This is a genomic window from Bradyrhizobium sp. HKCCYLRH3099, from assembly GCF_051167855.1.
In the GTDB taxonomy this organism is placed as follows: domain Bacteria; phylum Pseudomonadota; class Alphaproteobacteria; order Rhizobiales; family Xanthobacteraceae; genus Bradyrhizobium.
Genome location: NZ_JBNPTW010000006.1, coordinates 16,741 through 36,138, shown reverse-complemented (window position 1 = coordinate 36,138; position 19,398 = coordinate 16,741). Strand labels below are relative to the sequence as shown.

The 19,398-nt window shown below is 66.8% G+C and carries 17 protein-coding genes; 3 read left to right on the top strand and 14 right to left on the bottom strand.

Features of this window, described 5'->3' with window-relative positions; genetic code table 11:
• Positions 1–14: 14 nt before the first annotated feature.
• From ACQR1Y_RS14470 to ACQR1Y_RS14440, 7 genes are all read right to left on the bottom strand, one after another.
• A complete protein-coding gene (locus ACQR1Y_RS14470; RefSeq protein ID WP_434875651.1) occupies positions 15–1,025 on the bottom strand; it encodes an ABC transporter ATP-binding protein in 1,011 nt (336 codons plus the stop codon).
• The gene (locus tag ACQR1Y_RS14465; protein WP_434875650.1) at positions 1,022–2,017 is read right to left on the bottom strand and encodes an ABC transporter ATP-binding protein; all 996 of its coding nucleotides are present in this window, start codon (positions 2,015–2,017) and stop codon (positions 1,022–1,024) included. The genes ACQR1Y_RS14470 and ACQR1Y_RS14465 overlap by 4 nt, the downstream gene beginning before the upstream one ends.
• On the bottom strand, positions 2,017–2,922 hold the full coding sequence (locus tag ACQR1Y_RS14460; protein WP_434875649.1) for an ABC transporter permease: 906 nt from the start codon (positions 2,920–2,922) through the stop codon (positions 2,017–2,019). The genes ACQR1Y_RS14465 and ACQR1Y_RS14460 overlap by 1 nt, the downstream gene beginning before the upstream one ends.
• Positions 2,919–3,899, bottom strand: coding sequence for an ABC transporter permease (locus tag ACQR1Y_RS14455; RefSeq protein ID WP_434875648.1), 981 nt, complete (start codon positions 3,897–3,899; stop codon positions 2,919–2,921). The genes ACQR1Y_RS14460 and ACQR1Y_RS14455 overlap by 4 nt, the downstream gene beginning before the upstream one ends.
• Positions 3,900–3,948: 49 nt before the next feature.
• Positions 3,949–5,544 (bottom strand): ABC transporter substrate-binding protein, encoded by a 1,596-nt coding sequence (locus ACQR1Y_RS14450; protein ID WP_434875647.1) that lies wholly within the window; start codon positions 5,542–5,544, stop codon positions 3,949–3,951.
• Positions 5,545–5,625: 81 nt separating this feature from the next.
• The gene (locus ACQR1Y_RS14445; RefSeq protein WP_434875646.1) at positions 5,626–6,570 is read right to left on the bottom strand and encodes a CobW family GTP-binding protein; all 945 of its coding nucleotides are present in this window, start codon (positions 6,568–6,570) and stop codon (positions 5,626–5,628) included.
• Positions 6,567–8,213 carry an amidohydrolase gene (locus ACQR1Y_RS14440; protein ID WP_434875645.1) on the bottom strand — a complete coding sequence of 549 codons (1,647 nt, stop codon included), beginning with the start codon at positions 8,211–8,213 and terminating at the stop codon, positions 6,567–6,569. The genes ACQR1Y_RS14445 and ACQR1Y_RS14440 overlap by 4 nt, the downstream gene beginning before the upstream one ends.
• A gap of 215 nt (positions 8,214–8,428) precedes the next feature.
• On the opposite strand from ACQR1Y_RS14440, the gene ACQR1Y_RS14435 reads away from it, so the two are divergent.
• Positions 8,429–9,970, top strand: coding sequence for a PLP-dependent aminotransferase family protein (locus tag ACQR1Y_RS14435; RefSeq protein WP_434875644.1), 1,542 nt, complete (start codon positions 8,429–8,431; stop codon positions 9,968–9,970).
• Positions 9,971–9,974: 4 nt separating this feature from the next.
• Here the strand turns inward: ACQR1Y_RS14435 and ACQR1Y_RS14430 are convergent, their stop codons facing one another.
• A complete protein-coding gene (locus ACQR1Y_RS14430; protein WP_434875643.1) occupies positions 9,975–10,769 on the bottom strand; it encodes a sulfite exporter TauE/SafE family protein in 795 nt (264 codons plus the stop codon).
• A gap of 192 nt (positions 10,770–10,961) precedes the next feature.
• On the opposite strand from ACQR1Y_RS14430, the gene ACQR1Y_RS14425 reads away from it, so the two are divergent.
• Together ACQR1Y_RS14425 and ACQR1Y_RS14420 are read left to right on the top strand one after the other, a co-directional pair.
• Entirely contained in the window at positions 10,962–11,375 is a 414-nt protein-coding gene (locus ACQR1Y_RS14425; protein ID WP_434875642.1) for a nuclear transport factor 2 family protein, read from the top strand.
• The gene (locus tag ACQR1Y_RS14420) at positions 11,372–12,760 is read left to right on the top strand and encodes an NAD(P)/FAD-dependent oxidoreductase (RefSeq protein WP_434875641.1); all 1,389 of its coding nucleotides are present in this window, start codon (positions 11,372–11,374) and stop codon (positions 12,758–12,760) included. The genes ACQR1Y_RS14425 and ACQR1Y_RS14420 overlap by 4 nt, the downstream gene beginning before the upstream one ends.
• Positions 12,761–13,086: 326 nt before the next feature.
• Here ACQR1Y_RS14420 and ACQR1Y_RS14415 read toward each other — a convergent pair whose 3' ends face one another.
• From ACQR1Y_RS14415 to ACQR1Y_RS14390, 6 genes are read right to left on the bottom strand one after another with little or no spacing between them, the layout of a single operon-like run.
• Positions 13,087–14,028, bottom strand: coding sequence for an ABC transporter substrate-binding protein (locus ACQR1Y_RS14415; protein WP_434875640.1), 942 nt, complete (start codon positions 14,026–14,028; stop codon positions 13,087–13,089).
• Positions 14,025–15,128, bottom strand: a complete 1,104-nt coding sequence (locus ACQR1Y_RS14410; protein ID WP_434857407.1) for an LLM class flavin-dependent oxidoreductase — start codon at positions 15,126–15,128, stop codon at positions 14,025–14,027. The genes ACQR1Y_RS14415 and ACQR1Y_RS14410 overlap by 4 nt, the downstream gene beginning before the upstream one ends.
• Positions 15,129–15,149: 21 nt before the next feature.
• Entirely contained in the window at positions 15,150–16,334 is a 1,185-nt protein-coding gene (locus tag ACQR1Y_RS14405; RefSeq protein WP_434875639.1) for an acyl-CoA dehydrogenase family protein, read from the bottom strand.
• The gene (locus ACQR1Y_RS14400) at positions 16,328–17,119 is read right to left on the bottom strand and encodes an ABC transporter ATP-binding protein (RefSeq protein ID WP_434857409.1); all 792 of its coding nucleotides are present in this window, start codon (positions 17,117–17,119) and stop codon (positions 16,328–16,330) included. Before ACQR1Y_RS14400 ends, ACQR1Y_RS14405 begins: the two co-directional genes overlap by 7 nt.
• Positions 17,113–18,126, bottom strand: coding sequence for an ABC transporter permease (locus ACQR1Y_RS14395; RefSeq protein WP_434875638.1), 1,014 nt, complete (start codon positions 18,124–18,126; stop codon positions 17,113–17,115). The genes ACQR1Y_RS14400 and ACQR1Y_RS14395 overlap by 7 nt, the downstream gene beginning before the upstream one ends.
• Positions 18,104–19,195, bottom strand: a complete 1,092-nt coding sequence (locus ACQR1Y_RS14390) for an ABC transporter substrate-binding protein (protein ID WP_434875637.1) — start codon at positions 19,193–19,195, stop codon at positions 18,104–18,106. The genes ACQR1Y_RS14395 and ACQR1Y_RS14390 overlap by 23 nt, the downstream gene beginning before the upstream one ends.
• Between the last annotated feature and the right edge of the window lie 203 nt (positions 19,196–19,398).

Sequence of the window (19,398 nt, the reverse complement as noted above, 5' to 3'; positions counted from 1 at the left end):
GCAGTGCGTCCGCATCAAGCCAGTTCGGCGGCACGATGACACGCGACATAATGGTGTGGTCCCATCGCGTCCAGCACCGGGAGACGCTGCGAGCAGACATCGATCGCGGCCGGACAGCGCTGCGCGAAGCGACAGCCGGGCGGCGGATCGACCGGGCTCGGCGGATCGCCCTTGACCAGATAACGGCGCTTGAGATCATCGCGCAGCGGTCCGGGCGGCGCGGCGGCGGCGATCAGCGACCAGGTGTAGGGATGACGGGGCGCGGCGAAGATGTCGGCGGCCGGCGCCTGCTCGACGATCTTGCCGAGATACATCACCGCGACCTCGTCGCAGAATTTCTGGATCACGCCGAGATCGTGCGAGATGAAGATGTAGGTGAGATCGCGCTCGCGCTGCAGCCGTTTTAACAGATTGAGGATCTGAGCCTGGATCGCCACGTCGAGCGCGGACACCGCTTCGTCGCAGACGATCAGATCGGGTTCAGGCGCCATCGCCCGCGCGATGCACAGCCGCTGACGCTGGCCGCCGGAGAACTGGTGCGGATACAGGTCGGCGGCCTGCGGCGGCAGGCCGACTTCGGCCAGCAGCCTGCGCACCCGCTCGTCGCGCTCGCTCCGCGTGCCGATCCCGAGCAGGTCGAGCGGCTCGCGGATCTGGTCGCCCGCACGTCGGCGCGGATTGAGCGCCGAGAACGGGTCTTGGAACACGATCTGCAGATGCCGCCGCACCTCGCGCAAGGGCCGGCCGGTGAGGCCGGCGATGTCGCGATTGCCGAACACGATCTGGCCGGATGTCGCCGGCACCAGCCGCATCACGGCCTGCGCGGTGGTCGACTTGCCCGAGCCGCTCTCGCCGACGATGCCGAAGGTGGTGCCGCGACGAACGCGAAAGCTGACGCCGTCGACCGCGTGCACGAATGACGGCTTACCGTTGCGACGGCCGGCCGGAAAGTGCACGACGAGGTCGTTGACGTCGAGCAGCACCTCGCGGGGGCCTGTGCCGCGGATCGCTTCGGCCATGCTCATGCCGCGAGCTCCGTCTTGCGCCAGCAGGACACGGCGTGATCCGCCGCAATCGGCTCGAGCGCGGGCTGCGGCTTCGCGCGGCAGACGTCGCAAGCCTGCGCGCATCTTGCAAGGAATGCGCAATCGGCGCCGCGCGCGCCGAGCGGCGGCACCATGCCGGGGATCTCGCCGAGATCGACCCAGGGCCGCGGCGGCTCTCCAATCGCGAGGTGCGGCACGCAATTGAGCAGGCCCCGCGTATAGGGATGACGCGGCGCCGCCACGATTGCATCCGACGCCCCCGCCTCGATGCAGCGTCCGGCATAGAGCACGAGCATCTCGTCGGCGAGCTCGGCGACCGCGCCGAGATCGTGGGTGATCAGCAGGATCGCCGTCCCGGTGCTACGCTGCAGCTCGGCCAGCAGATCGAAAATCTGTGCCTGCACGGTCACGTCGAGCGCGGTGGTCGGCTCGTCGGCGATCAGCAGCTTCGGCCGCCCGGCCAGCGCCATCGCGATCATCACGCGCTGGCGCATGCCTCCCGACAGCTGGTGCGGATAGGCGTCGACCCGCTGCTCTGCGGCCGGAATCTGCACCGCGCGCAAGAGTTCGATGGCACGCTTGCGCCCGGCGGCGCGATCGAGCCCCTCGTGCCAGCGCAACACCTCGCCGATCTGGTCGCCGACCGTGAACAGCGGATTGAGCGCGGTCATCGGCTCCTGGAAGATCATCGACATGGCGCTGCCGCGCAGGCTCCGCATCTCCTTCGGCGCCAGAGCCAGCAGATCCCTGCCCTCCAGCATGATGCGGCCCGAGGTAATGACGAAATCCTCCGGCAGCAGCCGCATCAGCGCCAGCGCCGTCATGCTCTTGCCGCAGCCGGATTCGCCGACCAGCGCCAGGGTCTGCCCCAGCGCGACCGTGAACGACAGGTTCTCGATCACGGGGACGAGGCGGCCGGCCCCGTTGCGCATGCTGACGTTGAGATCATCGACTTCGAGCAGCGCACCCATCACGACCTCCGCCGCAGACGCGGGTTGATCGCGTCGTTGAGGCCGTCGCCGACCAGGCTGATCGCGAGCACCGCGAGGAAGATCGCCGCTCCCGGGAACATCACCGCCCACCAGGCGTCGAGAATGTAGTTGCGGTTCTGGCCCAGCATCAGTCCCCAGCTCATGACGTTCGGATCGCCCAGGCCCAGGAAGCTCAGGCCGCCCTCGAACAGGATCGCGACGCCGATCGCCAGCGTCGCCGACACGATCACCGCGGGCAGCGCGTTCGGCAGCAGCACGCGCAGGATCAGGTTCGCGTTGGAGGCGCCCGCCGCGCGCGATGCCTTGACGAAATCGAGATCGCGCAGTCGCATGAATTCCGCCCGCGTCAGCCGCGCCACCGAGGTCCAGCTGACGCCGCCGATCGCGAGCGTGATGGTGGTCAGCCTCGGCCCGAACAGCGTCACCAGCACCATCGCGAACAGCAATGGCGGCAGGATCTGGAAGAACTCGGTGATCTTGACCATGATGGCATCGATCGCGCCGCCGAAGTAGCCGCCGACCGCGCCGATGACGAGGCCGATCGCGATCGTGATGAGCGCGGCGACGGCGCCGACCGCGAGCGTGGCGCGACCGCCGTAAATCAGTCCGGCCAGCACGTCGCGGCCGAGATAGTCGGTGCCGAACCAGGCATCGGCATCGGGCGGCATGAACGGCGCGCCGACGAGATCGAGCGGATCCACCGGATAGAGCGATGGCCCGACCACGGCCACCACAATGATCAGGATCAGCAGACACGCGCCGGCGACGCCGGACGGGCTCTTCATGAATTGCCGTAGCGCCAGGCGCCCCGGCGACGCGGCGGCCCGCACGGGCAGATCGGCCGGCGACGTCGGCAGCGGCGCGGTGCTCTCGATCACCGTCATCGCCGCCCCGTCCGGATTCGCGGGTCAACGAGGCGGTAGACCATATCGGTCAGGATATTGGCGGTCATCACCATCAGCGCAGAGAAGAACAGCACGGCCATCAAGGTCGGATAGTCGCGCCGCAGAATGGAATCGAACACCAGCCGGCCCATGCCGGGCCAGCTGAACACGGTCTCGACCAGCACGGCGCCGGCGAACAGATTGCCGAACTGATGGCCGGCGACGGTCACGATCGGGATCAGCGTGTTGCGCAGCGCGTGTTTGCCGACCACCAGCCACTCCGGCAGACCCTTGGCGCGGGCGGTTCTGACATAGTCGGCCGACAGCGCCTCGATCATGTTGACGCGCGCCAGCCGGCTATATTGCGCGATGAACACGAGCGCGAGCGTCAGCGACGGCAGCACGAGGTGCCGGGCGACGTCGAGCACATAGGCGAACCCATACCTCGGATTCACCACGTCGGCCATGCCGACGACGGGGAGGATCGGCCAGACCGAGCCGAACAGCAACAACAACAGCAGCCCGGTCCAGAAGATCGGCGCTGCGTAGCCGGCCAGCGAGACCACCGTGACCGCGTGGCTGAACAGGCCGTTCGGCCTCCGGGCGCTGACCACACCAAGCAAGGTCCCGATCGCGAGCGCCGCGGACAGTGCGCACAAGGTCAGATACAGCGTCGCCGGCAGCCGCTGCAGGATCAGGCCGAGCACGGGCTGGTTGAAGTAGTAGGAGTAGCCGAAGTCGCCCATCGCGACATTGCCGAGATAGATCGAGAGCTGCTGCAACAGGCTCTGGTCGAGGCCGTATTTGGCGCGCAGCGCCGCAACGACGTCGGCCGACGCGCCGCCCATCTCGCCGGCGATCACCTGGACGGGATCGCCGGGAGCAAGGTGGATCAGGCAGAAGTTGAGCACCAGCACGGCGATCAGCAGGGCGACCGCATTGATGATCCGCCGGGCCAGATGGGTGGCGAATGCCATGATGCAACACGTCTCCTCGTGGCTCTCGCGAACCGATGTCAGACCCGCCTCAGGTCTTCGGCGGCGTTTCCCAGTACAGCTCGTCGAGCGGCGACATCATGCCCCAGATCGAGTTCGGGAGATTGCCGAGCCCCTTGGCGAACGCATTGTAGTACGGGCTGACATTGATGAAGTAGATCGGCACATCCGAGACGACGATCTTCTGGAACTCCGAGTACAGCGCCTTGCGCTTCTCGGGTGAGGTTTCGACCGCCGCCGCCTGCAACAGCTCATCCACCTTCGGATTGGAGTATTGCTGCGTGTTCGACCAGATGATGCCCTTGCGGATGTTCGACGTCAGATAGGTGCGGTTGACGCCGATCACCGGGTCGCCCCAGTTGTAGACGGTGTCCATGGTCAGGTCGAAGTCGAAGTTCGAGACGCGCTGCGCCCAGGTCGGGAAATCCGGCGCGGCGCGCACTTCGAGATTGATGCCGACCCGCTTGAGCTGCGAGCGCATGTACTCGGCGACGTTGCGCTGCTGCTCGTCGCCGCCCGGAATGTAGTCGATGGTCAGCGAGAAACGCGAGCCGTCCGCCCCCTTGGCGTAGCCGGCGGCATCCAGCAACGCCGCCGATTTGGCGTAGTCGACCTTGTAGGGTTCGACGGCCGCTTCGGCGAGCGGCGAATCCGGCGCGATCGGCCCCAGCGCCGGCGTCGCCTTGCCGCCCATCAGCTTGGAGACGATGAAGTCGCGGTTGGCCGCATAGGCGATGGCCTGGCGCACGCGGACGTCGTCGAGCGGCTTCTTCTTTGTGTTGAATGCGAGCCAGTTGAGCGGGCCGACGCCGGCCATGCCCTTGTCGGTCACGACCAGGTTGGGTGACTTCTGCAGCCGATCGATGTCGCGGGCGCCGGCGATGAAGGGAAACGCGCTGAAGTCGCCGCGCTCCAGCGAGACCACGGCCGCGTTCTGATCCGACACCAGTCTGACCACGATCTTGTCGAGCTTGGGCCGGCCGGGGATGAAGAACTTGTCGAACTTCTCCAGCGTGTAGTATTCGCCCTGCTTGTATTCGGTCAACTTGAACGGCCCGGAGCCGATCGGCTTCAGATTGGCCGGGTGGGTCTTGAGGTCCTGGCCATCGCCATAGATGTGCTTGGGCAGGATCGGCATCAGCGCCGGCGACATCGCCAGGAGCAGCGACGGGCTCGGGTTCTTCAGGCGAAGGATCGCGGTCGCGGGATCGGGCGTCTCGACCTTGTCGACCGCCGCCAGCATCGTCTGGAACGGATGATTGGCCTTGATCGCCATGATCGAGAAGGCAACGTCCTCCGACGTCACGGGGTGGCCGTCATGGAAGACGGCATCCTTCACCAGATGCAGCGTGACGGACAGTCCGTCAGGCGCGACCTCCCACGACTGCGCCAAATAGGGCTGCGGATTCCATTTGTCGTCATAGCGCAGAGGGCTGGCGAAGATCTGCGCGGTCGGCATCGCCGTCGCCATGCCCGACTGCACGGCGCCGTTGAAATGCCGCGGCACCTGCGTCGTCGCGACCACCAGCGTATTGGCGCTGGATGATTGCGCCTGTGCCGCAGGCGAAGCGACCGTGGCTGTGATGAGACCGAGAGCTCCGAGCACGAAATGTCGTCTGATCAACATGGCTATCCCGCTTCCTGATTCACGACAGGGTGGATGATGAGAAAGTCGCTTGGTGGTCCGATGTGCTCTGCTGTCATCGCGTCACGCCGCAGCGGTCAGGGCGCGGTCGAGGATCGCGTCGAGTTCGTGATCCGATGGCAAATTCGCGGTACCCACGCCAGCCAGCGTGATCGTCTCAGCCACATCCGACGCAGCATCGTCTGCGGGCGTCAGCGACCAGTTGCGCGACACCAGCTGGAACACCTGCGCCCGGTCGTCGCCGTCGACCCGGCAAATTCCCTTCAGCCGCAGCAACTGGCCCGGCAGGTCATGCACCGCGGCCGCCAGCCTGCCGCGATCGAAACGGCCGGCGCGCCGATAGGTCCAGCGACGGAAATCGCTCTCGTGGTCGGCCGTCTCCGCGACCGGCTCGGCGCGGAAACGTGCGAGCCGCCCCCGTCCGAAAACGGCCTGATGCGCAGGAGTGAGCGCCGACAATGGCTCGATCGGCACATCCGGCCGGGTGGCGCCGATGACGGCGCACGCGGCCTCGCGCTGGCTGTCGCTGGCGAGGTCGCATTTGCTGAGCAGCACGACGTCGCATCTGGCGAACTGGTTGCGGATGGTCTCGCCGATGTGCCGGTCCTCGCACTGTGTCGCGATGCGGGTCGCATCGGCCAGCACGACGACGCCGTCGAGCCGCAGCGACGGCTCGACCAGCGCGATCTCGGCGATACGCCAGGGATCGCCGACGCCGCTGGCTTCGATCACGACGCGATCGAAGCGCCCGACATCGTCGAGCAGCCGCGCCAGCGTGTCGAGAAAGCCCGTCCCGATGCTGCAGCAGACGCAGCCATTGGTGAGCGACATCGTCGTGCCGTCGTGGCTGCGGATCAAAGCCGCATCGACGTTGATCTCGCCGAAATCGTTCACCAGCACCGCGCAACGCTCCGTGCTTGCGGACAGCAGCCTGTTGAGCAGCGTGGTCTTGCCGGCGCCGAGAAAGCCGCCGATCACGGTGAACGGAATGGGCGCTGATGCCGTCATGTGCGCGGCGCCTCCTTGACGACGCCGCCGACCACCGTGCCCCAGACCGCGACGTCCTTCAGGTTCTCCGGCGCGACCGTCAATGGATCCTGCTCGAGGACCGCGAAGTCAGCATACTTGCCGGCCTCGATGCTGCCGATGAGATGGTCGAGCTTGAGCGTATAGGCCGCACCGATCGTGATGGCGTTCAGCGCCTGCTCCACGCTCAGCGCCTCGGTCTCCGCTCCGAGCTTGCGGCCCGACGAGGTTACGCGGTTCACGGCGCACCACGCGGTGAACAGCGGCGACAGCGGCGTGACCGGCGCATCGGAGTGGATCGAGAAGGGAACGCCGATCCGCTGCGCCGTGCCGGTCGCATCGAGGCGGTTCGCCCGCTCCGGTCCCATCGTAAGCTCGTAGTGGGAATCGCCCCAGTAGAAGACATGATTGGCAAACAGGTTGACGCACATGCCGAGCGCCTTCATGCGGCGGAATTGCGCCGCGTCGGCCATCTGGCAGTGCTGCAGGGTGTGGCGATGATCCGGCCGCGGGTGAGCGGTCTGCGCCTTCTCCACGGCGTCAAGCGCAAGCTCGGTCGCTTCATCGCCATTGGTGTGGATGTGAAGCTGGATGCCCGCCCTGTGGTACAAATCGACCAGCCGCGGCAGCTCTTCCGGCGCGATGTACCACAGGCCGTTCGGCGCGCCGTTGTGATAACCGGGCCAGCGCAAGCGCGCCGTAAAACCCTGGATCGAGCCGTCGACGACCAGCTTGACGATGCCGTAATGCAGCTTGTCGTTGCCGGACTCGCGCAAGCCAACAATCTTCTCGATCGCCTTGTCCGGAGGATGCGTCGCCGAGGCCAGCGCCGCCACCAGGCGCACGCCGAACTCCGCCTGCTGCGTCGCCGCGCGGTAGAGATCGAGCGTGTTCTCGGTGAGATCGTTGTGCAGATCGGTGATCGTGGTGACGCCCTGCACGCAGGCCGACGACGCATAGCGCTGCACGTCGGACATCGTCAGCAGCTCCGACAGCGGATTGCCCACCAGACGGAACGCCCGCAGCCGGGCCGCGATGCCTTGCAGCTCGCCGCTGGCTAGGCCGTCGGCTCCGGCGACGACACCGGAGATGTCGGTGGCATGCAGGAGCTGCGTGCGCTCTAGCACCAGCGTGTTGACCACGCTGATGTGGAAGCTGGCGTGGATCACCATGATGGGCCGCGTCGTCGAGACCCGGTCCAGCGCTTCGCGCGTCAGCTTCTCGCCGCCGATATGCAGCGGATCAAAACCCCAAGCGAACAGCGTCGCGTTCGGATCGGTCATCGCGGCTTCGGCCTCGCGGAGCCGTGCGACGATCGCATCGATATCAGGCACGCCGGCCACCGCCCTGCCCTCCGGCGAGCGCCGTTCGAACGCGCCGACATAGGGCAGCGACCACATCATGCCTTCCATGATGTGGCTATGACCTTCGACGAACCCTGGTAGCAGCACCTTGTCGCGGAAGCGCATGTCGATCCCGCCCTGCGGGACGAACTGAGCGATCTCAGCTTCACTGCCGGCCGCGACGATCCGCCCCTCTCGCACCGCAACGTGCGTCGCATGGGGTCGCGACGGATTCATCGTCACGATTCTGCGGGCGACGTAGACGACGGTATCTGAGCTCACCGCGAACTCCTTCAACTTCCCAGGACCCGTTTGACCAGGACCCGTTTGACCAAGAGCCATCTGTTGAAACCTGCGGTGTCGGACGAGTCCAGGCCAGCGCCAGATGCCATGCACAAATGGAGCCAGCCCATGCGAAACGGGGCCGCAGACTTTCCGCCATGGCGCGGTTTTTGCTTTAATTTCAGCAGCTCACAGGGTTGGGACCAAATACCTCGATGGCAAAATTCGCGCCCTTGCTGCGATCCGAAGCGGACCGGCCAACAGTTCCGATTCACGACCTCCTGTTCTGGGTCTCACTGTTCGACGGCCTGGACCGCGGCGGCACCTTCCTGCAACTTCAGATCCGACAACTGATCGTAACAGCGATCGAGGATGGTCGTCTGCCGCTCGGCGTTCGCATGCCGTCCAGCCGCGATCTCGCCGCGCTGCTCAAGGTGTCCCGCAATACCATCGTCATCGCCTATGAGCAGCTCGTCGATCAGAACTTCCTGGTCTCGCGCGAACGCAGCGGCTACTTCGTGGCCGGCCTGCCCAAGCATATCGGCGAAGCCCAGCAGCCCGCGACGGAGGTCTACAGCCGCCGCTGGACCGAGCGGTTCGCGCTGCAGCCGTCGGCGTTGCGCAACATCGTGAAGCCGCTCGACTGGCAGACCTATCCCTATCCCTTCATCTTCGGTCAGTTCGACCCGAGCCTGTTTCCGACCAACGACTGGCGTGAAAGCGCGCGCGCGGCGCTCAGCGTGCCCGAGATCAACAACTGGGCGCGCGATATGATCGACGGCGACGATCCGGCGCTGATCGAACAATTGCAGCGGCAGGTGTTGCCGCGCCGCGGCATTCGCGCCCGCGCCGACGAGATCATGCTCACGATCGGAGCACAGCACGCCCTGTATTTGATTGCGAAGCTGTTTCTGCAGCCCGACACCCCGATCGGCATCGAAGACCCCGGCTATCCGGACGCGCGCAACATCTTCGGCATGATGACATCGCGGGTCGTGCCGCTTCGGCTCGACGATCAGGGCCTGGTGCCTGACGACGCGTTCGCGCGCTGCGCGCTGGCCTATGTCACCGCGAGCCACCAGTGCCCGACCACGACGGCGATGTCGCGGACACGGCGCGAGGAGATTCTCAAGGTCGCGCGCGAGCGCGACATCGTCCTGATCGAGGATGATTATGAGAGCGAGCTGATGCCGGAGGGCAGCAGCCTGCCGCCGCTGATGAGCCTGGATCGCGACCAGAGCGTGCTCTATGTCGGCAGCCTGTCGAAGGCCTTGGCGCCCGGACTGCGGCTCGGCTACGTCGTGGCGCCAGCGCCCGTCATCCGCGAGTTGCGCGCGCTGCGCCGGCTGATGCTGCGCCATCCGCCGCTGAACAACCAGCGCGTCGCGGCCTTGTTCATCGGCCTCGGACACTACCGCTCGCATCTGCAGCAGGTCGGCCGCGTGCTGCTGGAACGCGCCACCCTGCTCGATTCGCTGCTGCCGCAAGCGCTGCCGGGCTGCAGCTGGTCGCGCGGACCGGGCAGCACCAGCTACTGGATCACCTGCCCTGCGGGAACGGATGCGGTGCGGCTGTCGGAGGTGGCGCGCGCCGAAGGCGTGGTCATCGAGCCCGGCGACGTGTTCTCGATCAACCCGGAGGCGACACGCAACTGCTTCCGTCTCGGCTTCTCCTCGATCCGCACCGACCGGATCGCGCCGGGGATCGCCAAGCTCGGCCAGATCTTCGCCCAGTATACATCGTCGCAAACCACCTGAGCGGCTACAGCAGGTCGCTCAGCCCCTTGAGTGCACTGCCGAGTGCGACCACCGCGAGACTCGCCATCGAGACCCGGCGATGCAGCGTGTCGCTGCCGCGATGAAAGCCGAGATCGCCGAGCCAGGTGCCGACCAGCATCACCGGGATGCCGAGCGCAGTCAGCACCGCGATATGCAGATCGAGCAGATCGAACCACGCCAGGCTGGCCGTGCCGACGATCGAGGAGACCAGGAAGAACACCATCATTGAGGCACGCGCGGCAATCCGGCCGAATGCGCCCGAATTGTAGTAGACGATCACCGGCGGTCCGGGCATGCCCGCAAGGCCATTGAACAAACCGGCGGTGAGACCGACCAGCGCCGTGATCCAGCGCGCCGGCGCGGCCGTCAAACGAAACCCCGTATTCAGCAGCACGACCGCGCCGACCGTGATCAGGGCAATCAGGAGGCGTGCCGCCGACGCCGAGACCACGCTGAGCACCAGCGCGCCGACTGGCGAGCCGATTATGCCTCCGAGGATCAGCCAGCGCAGCGAGGACCAGTCGCAGACACGCGAGGCGCGCGGCAGATCGCCGAGCCCGATCAGAAGCTGCAGACAGACCGCAACCGGCACGGACTGCGTTGGCGGCATGAACAGGCCGAGCAGCGGCACGGCCGTCAGCGCAAAACCGAAGCCCGTGAAGCCGCGCACCAGCGCCGCTGCAAAGATCGACAGCGCCGCGGCGAGCACCAGTGGGGCGCTCGGCAGCGAGGTGGCGGCGATATCGTGGACCGCGACGGCAAGTTCCTGCAGGGCCATCGTCAAGGTGTGATGTAAGGACAAAAAGGCGGCGTCATGCGCCCAGTCAGCAGGATCGCCATGGTCGTGAAAGGGCCAGCCGCGCCCGACCACCGGGCCAGTTCTGGCTACAGAGCTCGCCCGCTCTGGTTCTAGGGCCCCAGCCGCCGGCATGGCACATGCGAGCCAAGCTCCAGCCGCGGAGGACATGACATGGCCGATCTCGAAACCGTCCGCAGCGAACTGCTCGCCACGCTGTTCGCCGCCTTCAACCGACACGATGGCGCGGGCGTGATGGCCTGCATGACCGATGACATCATCTTCGACGCGGCCGCAGGCCCAGACAGCTGCGGCCGGCGCATCAGCGGCGCGGCCGATGTGCGCGCCGCGTTCGAGGCGACCTGGGGCGGCATGCCCGACGTCAGCTGGGAGTGCACGCGCCATGCGGTGTTCGGCGATCGGGGCCTGTCCGAATGGATCTTCCGCGCGACGGCGCCGGATGGCCGGCACATCGAGGTGCAGGGCTGCGACCTGTTCGGCTTCCGCGGCGACAAGATCTGCACCAAGAGCGCCTTCCGCAAGGACCGGCCGCCGCAGCCGGCCGCGGGCGGGAGTGCCGCGCGATGAACATGCATGCCCTGCCAACGGCCGCCTATGACCCGCACTACGACCCGCTGGTCGCCGACGGCCCCGGTCGCAATCGCGACTACGCTCCGACCTACTGGATCGCCACCGCCGGCACGCCGCCGGAGAGCGACGGTCCGATCACGACCGACACGACGGCCGACGTCGCCATCATCGGCTCGGGCTACACCGGTCTCGCCTGCGCGATCTTCCTGGCGCGCGAGCACGGCATCAAGGCGATCGTGCTCGAAGCCAATCGCGTGGCCTGGGGCTGCAGCACGCGCAATGGCGGCCAGGCCCAGAATGCCTCGGGCCGGCTGACCCGCTCGCAATGGATCAAGCGCTGGGGGCTCGACGTCGCCAAGCGCATGCATGCCGAGGTCACCGAGGGTTTCGAGACCTTCGAGGAGCTGGTGCGATCGAGCCCTGTCGATGTCGAGCCGCAACGCGGCGGTCATCTCTACATTGCTCACCGCCAGCGCAATCTCGACAAGATCGCGGCGGAATCGAAGGTTCTCAACGACGTGTTCGGCTATGCCTCGCGCGTCATCTCGCGCCAGGAACTGGCGAGCGACTTCGTCAACGAGGCCGAGGCCGTCGGCGCGGTGCACGAGCCGCTCGGAACCGGCGTACATCCGGCCAAGCTCGCCTTCGGCTATCTGCAGATGGCGCGCGCGCTCGGCGTGCGGGTTCATACTGCGAGCCCGGTGACGCGCATCGCGCAGCGCAACGGCAAATTCGTGCTGCATACGCCCGGCGGCGCCGTCAGCGTCAACGGCGTCGGCATCGCCACCGGCGCCTATACCTCGCTTGGGCTGACGCCGGAATTGTCCGGCCGCTGCATGCCGATCCTGTCGAACTCACTGGTCACGCGCCCGCTCACGGCGGCCGAACTTGCGGCGACCGGCTTCAAGACGCGGCAGGTCATCACGGACACCCGCACCTTGCGCTTCTACTACCGGCTGCTGCCGGACGACCGGGTTCAGATCGGCAGCCGCAGCGCCATCACCGGCGCCAACGCCACGCATGACCGCCACCTCCAGCTTCTGGTCGACGGCCTGCATCGCAAATTCCCCGCACTCACCGGCATCGAGATCGATTACTCCTGGTGGGGCTGGGTCGATGTCAGCCACGACATGATGCCGCGCATCGTGCGCCCCGATCCCCAGGCGAAGCTGGTCTATGCGCTCGGCTATGGCGGCAACGGCGTGTCCTATTCGGCCCAGGCCGGCCGTCGCATGGCGCAGATGATCGCCGGCCAATCCTTCAAGGGACAGGACCTGCCGATCTTCACATCGCCGTTGCCGACGCACCCGTTCGCGCCATTCCGACGCATCGGACAGCGGATGCTCTACCGCTGGTATCATCTGCGCGACGAGGCAAATTGAGCCCCTGCCGCTCGGCCAGATCCGGCGGGCGCTGCAGCAACCGACACCTAACGATGCTGAGGGGGTCAGCCAGACTCCGCTCGGCCTTGCGCCCATCGCTCGACCGGCCGCCAGGCGACCGGGCCGCCCTGTGCGCGCCTGGTCGTTGCAGGGGAGAGTCTGACAAAGACGGCACACTCGAGACCAAGGCGAAGACGCCGCGCACGAGCCGCCTCACGGCTGTGCTGGTATGGCACCATCAGCCGTGAAGCTTGTGAAAGCTGACCGTAAGATCACCGCGAGCAAACCGTGGTCGTCAGCGCCCATGGCGCGTACGGGACGGCAGCTCAGAGCTCCGCACCCTTTGCGATCGCCGCGGTGAATGACCGGTCGAGGATCGCCGTCGCATCGAGCCGCTCCTTGATGAGGCCGGTGCGGGTGTAGAGGTCGATGGTCTTCTGCTCGTCGGCGACGACGGCGTCGTCGACCGGCACGATGCGCACCTTGGCGCGCTTCAGCCAATTGAGCGGCACGGCGGGCGGAATGTTCATCAGGCGGCCCCAGGTCTCGGCGTAGCTTTCGACATTGCCGAGCGACCAGGCGCGCGCGGCCGTCAGGCGCTGGACGAAATCCTCCAATGCAGCGCGCTTGTCCTTGATCGCAGTGGGGGTGGCGACCTGGAAGCTGAGGCCCGGCGTCAGCCCCTCGCCGGTGATGACGCGGCGGGACTTGAACAGCACCTCCTCCTGGCTGACATAGGGCTCCCACGTCGACCATGCGTCGACCGAGCCCTGGGTGTAGGCGACCTTGGCATCGGAGGGCGGCAGGAACACGAGCTGGATGTCATTGGTGGTCCAGCCCCGGGATTCCAGCGCGGCAAGAACGAGCTGATGTCCGATCGAGCCACGGCCGGTGGCGATCTTCTTGCCCTTGAGATCGTCGAAGCTCTTGATGGCCGAGTTCTCGGGCACCAGCATCGCCAGCCCTTCCTGGGTCTGGCGTATCGCGGCGATCGCCTTCACGGGCACGCCGGAGGCCGCCGCGAAGGTGAAGGGCGCATCGCCAACGAGGCCGGTCTCGATCGCGCCGGCGCTGAGTGCCTCCAGCAGCGGCGCCGCGGCGACGAACTCCTTCCACTCGATCGTGTAGGGCACATCCTTGAGGACGCCCGCCGCCTCCATGACGGCGCGCGCATTGCCCTTCTGGTCACCGACGCGCAAGCTGACCTGCGCAAGCGCGGATGCAGTGAATGCGAGCAGCAGGCCCGCGGCAATGAGTACGCGCTTCATTCCGCCGCCACTCCCTTGGCACGCTGGCGACCCGCGATCAGCGCGCGCGTCGCCGGGATCAGCGCGCGCCCGTAATCGATGGCATCGATCAGCGGATCGAAGCCGCGGATCAGGAAATGGCTGATGCCGAGATCGTAGTAATCACCGAACACCTCGGCGACCTGCTCCGGCGTGCCGACCAGCGCCGTGGTGTTGCTGTTGGCGCCGGTGAGCTTGGCGATCTCGGTCCACAGCCGCTTGTCGACGCGCTTGCCCTGCTCGGCGATCGCCAGCAGGCGCTTGGCGCCGTCGGTGGCGTGGCCATCAGCCGGCTTGCGGTAGCCGGTCTGGTCCTGCAGCGCGGTGGCGCGCTCCAGGATGTCCTGCGCCCTCGCCCAGGCCTTCTCCTCGGTGTCGGCGAGGATCGGCCGCACCGACAGCGAGAAGCGCGGCGCCGGACGGCCGTGCTTCGCCGCCGCCGCGCTGACGCGGGCGACCTGCTCGCGCACCTGCGCGTAGGACTCGCCCCACAGCGCATAGGTGTCGGCATGCTTGCCCGCGACGTCGATCGCCGCATCCGAGGCGCCGCCGAAATAGATCCGGATGCCCTCCTTGCGATACGGCTTGACCTGCGCGAACGCGTTCTCGACCTGGTAGTACTTGCCGGCGTAGCTGAACGGCTTCTCGCTGGTCCATTCGGCGCGGACGATGTCGAGGAACTCGCTGGTCCGGGCGTAGCGCTCGCTCTTGTCGTCGAGCGTGTTGCCGTCCTGGCGCAGCTCATTGGCGTTGCCGCCGGTGATGACGTGCAGCGCGACGCGCCCCTTGGAGAACTGGTCCAGTACCGCGAACTGGCGCGCCAGCAGCGTCGGCGAGGTGAATCCCGGCCGCTGCGCGATCAGCACGTTGAGCCGCGAGGTGACGCCGAGCACGTGCTGGGCGACCTGCAAACTGTCCGGCGAGGTCGAGTGGAACGCCAGGAGGGCGCGGTCGAAGCCGGCATTCTCATGCGCCTTGGCCACCGTCTCGATGTGAACGGGATCGAGCACCGGCCCCTGGCGGACGATGATCTCGGACGAGTTGTTGTTGGAAATGAAGCCGATGAATTCGATTTCGGACATCTGTCCTGCCTCCTTGTGTTCCTAAAGTCTCAGCGCCAGGCGGCCGGCGGCGATGCGGGTGGCGTCGTCCTGCGGGGTATGCACGCGGCCGCACAGCACGTCGCGATAATGCCGCTCGAGCGGATTGGCGCGGCTGAGGCCGTGATTGCTCGACAGCGACAGCGCGTCCTCGACTGCTGCCACTGCATTGTTGGTGACGGTGAGCTTGATGACGTTGCCCTCGACCGGGCTGACCACCCGGCCCTCGTCGAAATCGCGCGCGACGCTCTCGATCAGCCGCGCATTGACCTGCAGCCGCGCCTCGATCGCGCCGAGCACCTCCTGCGCACGCGGCAGAGCCGACAGCGGTGCGCCGAGGCTCGACGGCGTCCGCGTCTTGAGGAAGTCGACGATCCAGTTGCGCGCCGCACGCGCGACGCCGTCATAGATCGCACCGACGAAGGCGGCATGGACCAGCGCCTGGGTCGGATTCTGCACCCGCCAGTCCGAAGGCTTGCGCAGCTCGATCTCATGGTCGAGCGGGATCACGACGTCCTCGAACACGACGTCGTGGCTGCCGCTGGCGCGCAGGCCGAGATGGTCCCAGGTTTCCACGATGCTGATTCCGGGGAGCCCGGCCTGCACCAGGAACAGTCCGAGCCGCGGCTCGGCCTCGTCGGTCTTGGCCCACACCGAATACCAGGACAGGATCGGCGCACCGGTCGAATAGATCTTGTGGCCGCTCAGCCGCCAGCCGGTCCCGGTGCGCCGCGCGATCGTCTCAGGCAGGCCGCCACGCGACGGTGAGCCGAGTGCGGGCTCGACGCGGAAGGTGTTGATCAGCGCACCGCGCTCGACCGAGTCCCGCTGGAGCTTGCGGGCCAGCCGCGGCGGATACTCTTGGCTCCGCGCCATGACGAAGTGCTGGATGTAATGCATCGCCAGGACCAGCGCGGTCGACGGATCGGCCTCGGCAATGATGCCAAGCACGCGCGCCGTAAGGCCCGCGCCCGCACCGTGTCCGCCCAACGCCGTCGGCACGGTCAGCGACAGCAGACCCGCCTCGAACAGATCCGTGAAGTTCTGGAACGGGAAGCTGCGGTCGCGATCATGCGCCGGCGCGCGTTCGGCGAACACAGGAACCAGCCGCAGCGCGCGTGCGATCAGTTCGTCCTCGTTGTCAGCGCCGGTCTGGCGTGGCGCGAGGCTTTCGATGACGGCTACCATGTCGCTTCCAACCCGAGGAGACCGAGGATCTGCCGGCGCAGATCGGCGAGATGCGGATCGCCGCGATGCCGCGGATACGGCCGGTCCACGACGATATCGGCCTTGATGCGCGCGGGACGATCGCTGAGCACGATGACGCGATTGGCCAACACCAGCGCTTCCTCGACATCGTGGGTGACGAGCAAGGTCGTAAAGCCCTTGCGCTGCCACAGCGCCACCAGCTCGGCCTGCATCGCGATGCGGGTCAGCGAATCGAGCTTGCCGAGCGGCTCGTCGAGCACCAGCACCTTGGGATCGTTGACCAGCGCCCGCGCCAGCGCGACGCGCTGCGCCATGCCGCCGGAGAGCTGATGCGGATAGGCGTTCTTGAAGTCGGTGAGGCCGACGAGATCGAGTGCAGCATCGACGCGATGACGTTGCTTCTTCAGGATGCCCTGCGCTTCGAGGCCGAGCGCGACATTGTCCCACACCGTGCGCCAGGGAAACAGCGTCGGATCCTGGAACACGACGACGCGAGACGGGTGCGGCCCCCTGATGCTGACCTCGTCCTCGCGCAAGCTGCCGCTGCGCGGCTTGTCGAGGCCGGCGATCAGGCGCAGCAGGGTCGACTTGCCGCAGCCGGACGGGCCGAGCAGCGCGACGAACTCGCCGGGCTCGACGATCAGGCTGACGTCATCGAGCACCTTCAGCTCGGCACCGTCGATATCGAAGGCATGGTCCACATGGGCGATGTCGATCGCAGCACCAGGAACTTGCGCCCGGACGGCAACGGCAGCGGCTACCATTTGACGACTCCCTTCTGCCAGACCAGCACGCGGTCACGGGTCTTGAACAGCAAGGTGATCGCGCCGGAGCACAGCAGCGACATCACCAGCAGCGCGGCATACATGTTGGAATAGGCGGCCCAGCCCTGCGCCCATTGCAGGTACCAGCCGAGTCCGGCCTTGACGCCGATCATCTCGGCGACGACGAGCACCGCGAACGAGGCGCCGAGGCCCATGAACAGGCCGACGAAGACATGCGGCAAGGCTGCGGGGATCGCGACCTTCAGCACCAGGAACCACGGCTTGGCGCCGAGCGTGCGCGCGACATCGTAGTAGGCTGATGGCACGCTGGCGACGCCGGACCAGGTCAGCACCGTCACAGGGAAGCCGGTGGCGAGCGCAATCAGGAAGGTCGACGCGCTCCAGCTGGTCGGAAACGCGAAGAAGGCGATCGGCAGCCAGGCGGTCGCCGGCAGCGGCCCGATGAAGCGCAGCACCGGATGCACCCAATAGCCGATCCGCGTCGACCAGCCGATCGAGACGCCGGTGATGAAGCCGGTGGCCGCGCCGATCAGATAGCCGCCGAGCTGCAGCTTGATCGAGGCGACGACGCTGTCGAGCAGTTTCGGCAGATCGTCGGTGTAGACCTCGATGATCGCCTGCGGCGGCGGGAAGAACGGCAGCGGCAACCAGGCGTATTTGGCGGTGGCGAGCTCCCACAGCGTCAGGAACACGCCGAGCGCGAGCAGCCACGGGCTGCGCTTGCACAGGGCCGAGCCGGCGCGGCCGAGCTGCGCAGCCGCGACACTCACGACGAGCACGAGCCCGGCGATCACGAAGGCCGCGATCGCGAGATCCTTGGTGCGCGACCAGTCGCCGACGTCCTCACGAACGAGGCACGATGCGCCGAAGGCGGCCCAGGCGAGCGCCGCAGCAATGCCGGGCGCGATGTCGCGGAGCTTATCGGCAAGCGCGCTGCTCCGCGCGCTGTCGCCGCTAGCGACCTCAGACAGCGAAAATGTCGACATAGATGCGCTCGGCGAATTTGCTTGTGTCGGTGCTCGGCTTGAAGACGGAGACGACCTTGAGGTCGTCGGCATAGGCCTTCAGCTCCTGCTTGAGCGGCTGACCATGCGGATGATGATGATGGGTGTGGTAGCGCACCATGCCTTCGAGATCGGCCAGCGTCGCCTGCTTCGGCGCATAGGGCTGGAACGACTTCGCCGCCTCGACCGGGTTCTGCGCCGTGAACATCGCGGCATCGAGCAGCGCCTGCGTGATGGCGCGGCCCACCTGCGGCTCCTCGCGCACCAGGCTGCCGCGCAGCCCGAGGATGCAGCAGACGCGGTTCTGATACTCGCCGTCGAGATTGGAGGCGACCTCGCGATAGGCGGGGTCCTTGAGCCAGAGATAAGCGAGCGGATCGGAGGCGAGGAACGCCTGTGTCTCGCCCTTGTCGGCGGCGACGTTGACGACGGCGCCGGGATAGACGCGCCAATCGACGTCCTTGACCGGATCGATGCCGAGCCGCGCGAGCTGGATCGAGAAGAAGTTCTTGTCGGGTCCGCCGAGATCGCCGACCGCGACCGCCTTGCCCTTGAGATCGGCGAGCGTCTTGATCCCGGAATCCGTGCGCGCCAGCACCCGCATGCAGCCGCCATGGGTGCCCGCGGCGATCTTGACGTCGAAGCCCTGCTCCAGCGGCTTCAGCCAGCGCAGCGCCATGCCGAGCCCGGCATCGCTCTTGCCGGTTGCGATCGCCTCGAGCAGCTGATCGGTCGAGCCGGAGTAGTTGATCAGCTCGACGTCGAGATTGTACTTCTTGAAGAAGCCCTGGTCGATCGCGACCGGCACCGGCGTCAGGCAGACCGCGCCGGCATTCCACGACAGCTTCAGCTTGCGCGGCGCACCGGTGAGGGCCGGCGCTTCGGCTGCGGTCCGGCAGATCGGAAACTGCGACAGATCGATCTCCGGGGCGGCCCGCAGAGACAATGCCTGCGCGGCCAAGCCGCCAAATGGCGCCACCAAGGCGGCCCCGGCCCCTGCCTGAAGCAGTCGACGCCGGGTGACTGCGCCCGTGTTGTCCGTGTTGTCCATCGCCCTCTCCTGCCGACAAAGCTCCGCCGTTGCGCGGGCGTGCAGCGCCCGCACTCCCATAGCGGAATGCATCGATGTGTCGTTAAACCTGCGCTGTCGTCAGCGCCCCAATGATGAACGGATGATGCGTTCGCGACTGCACATCGTCAATGAAATGGAATTTCGAATGTGGGGTGGCAGCGAGCGATAATGTCCCCACGAGG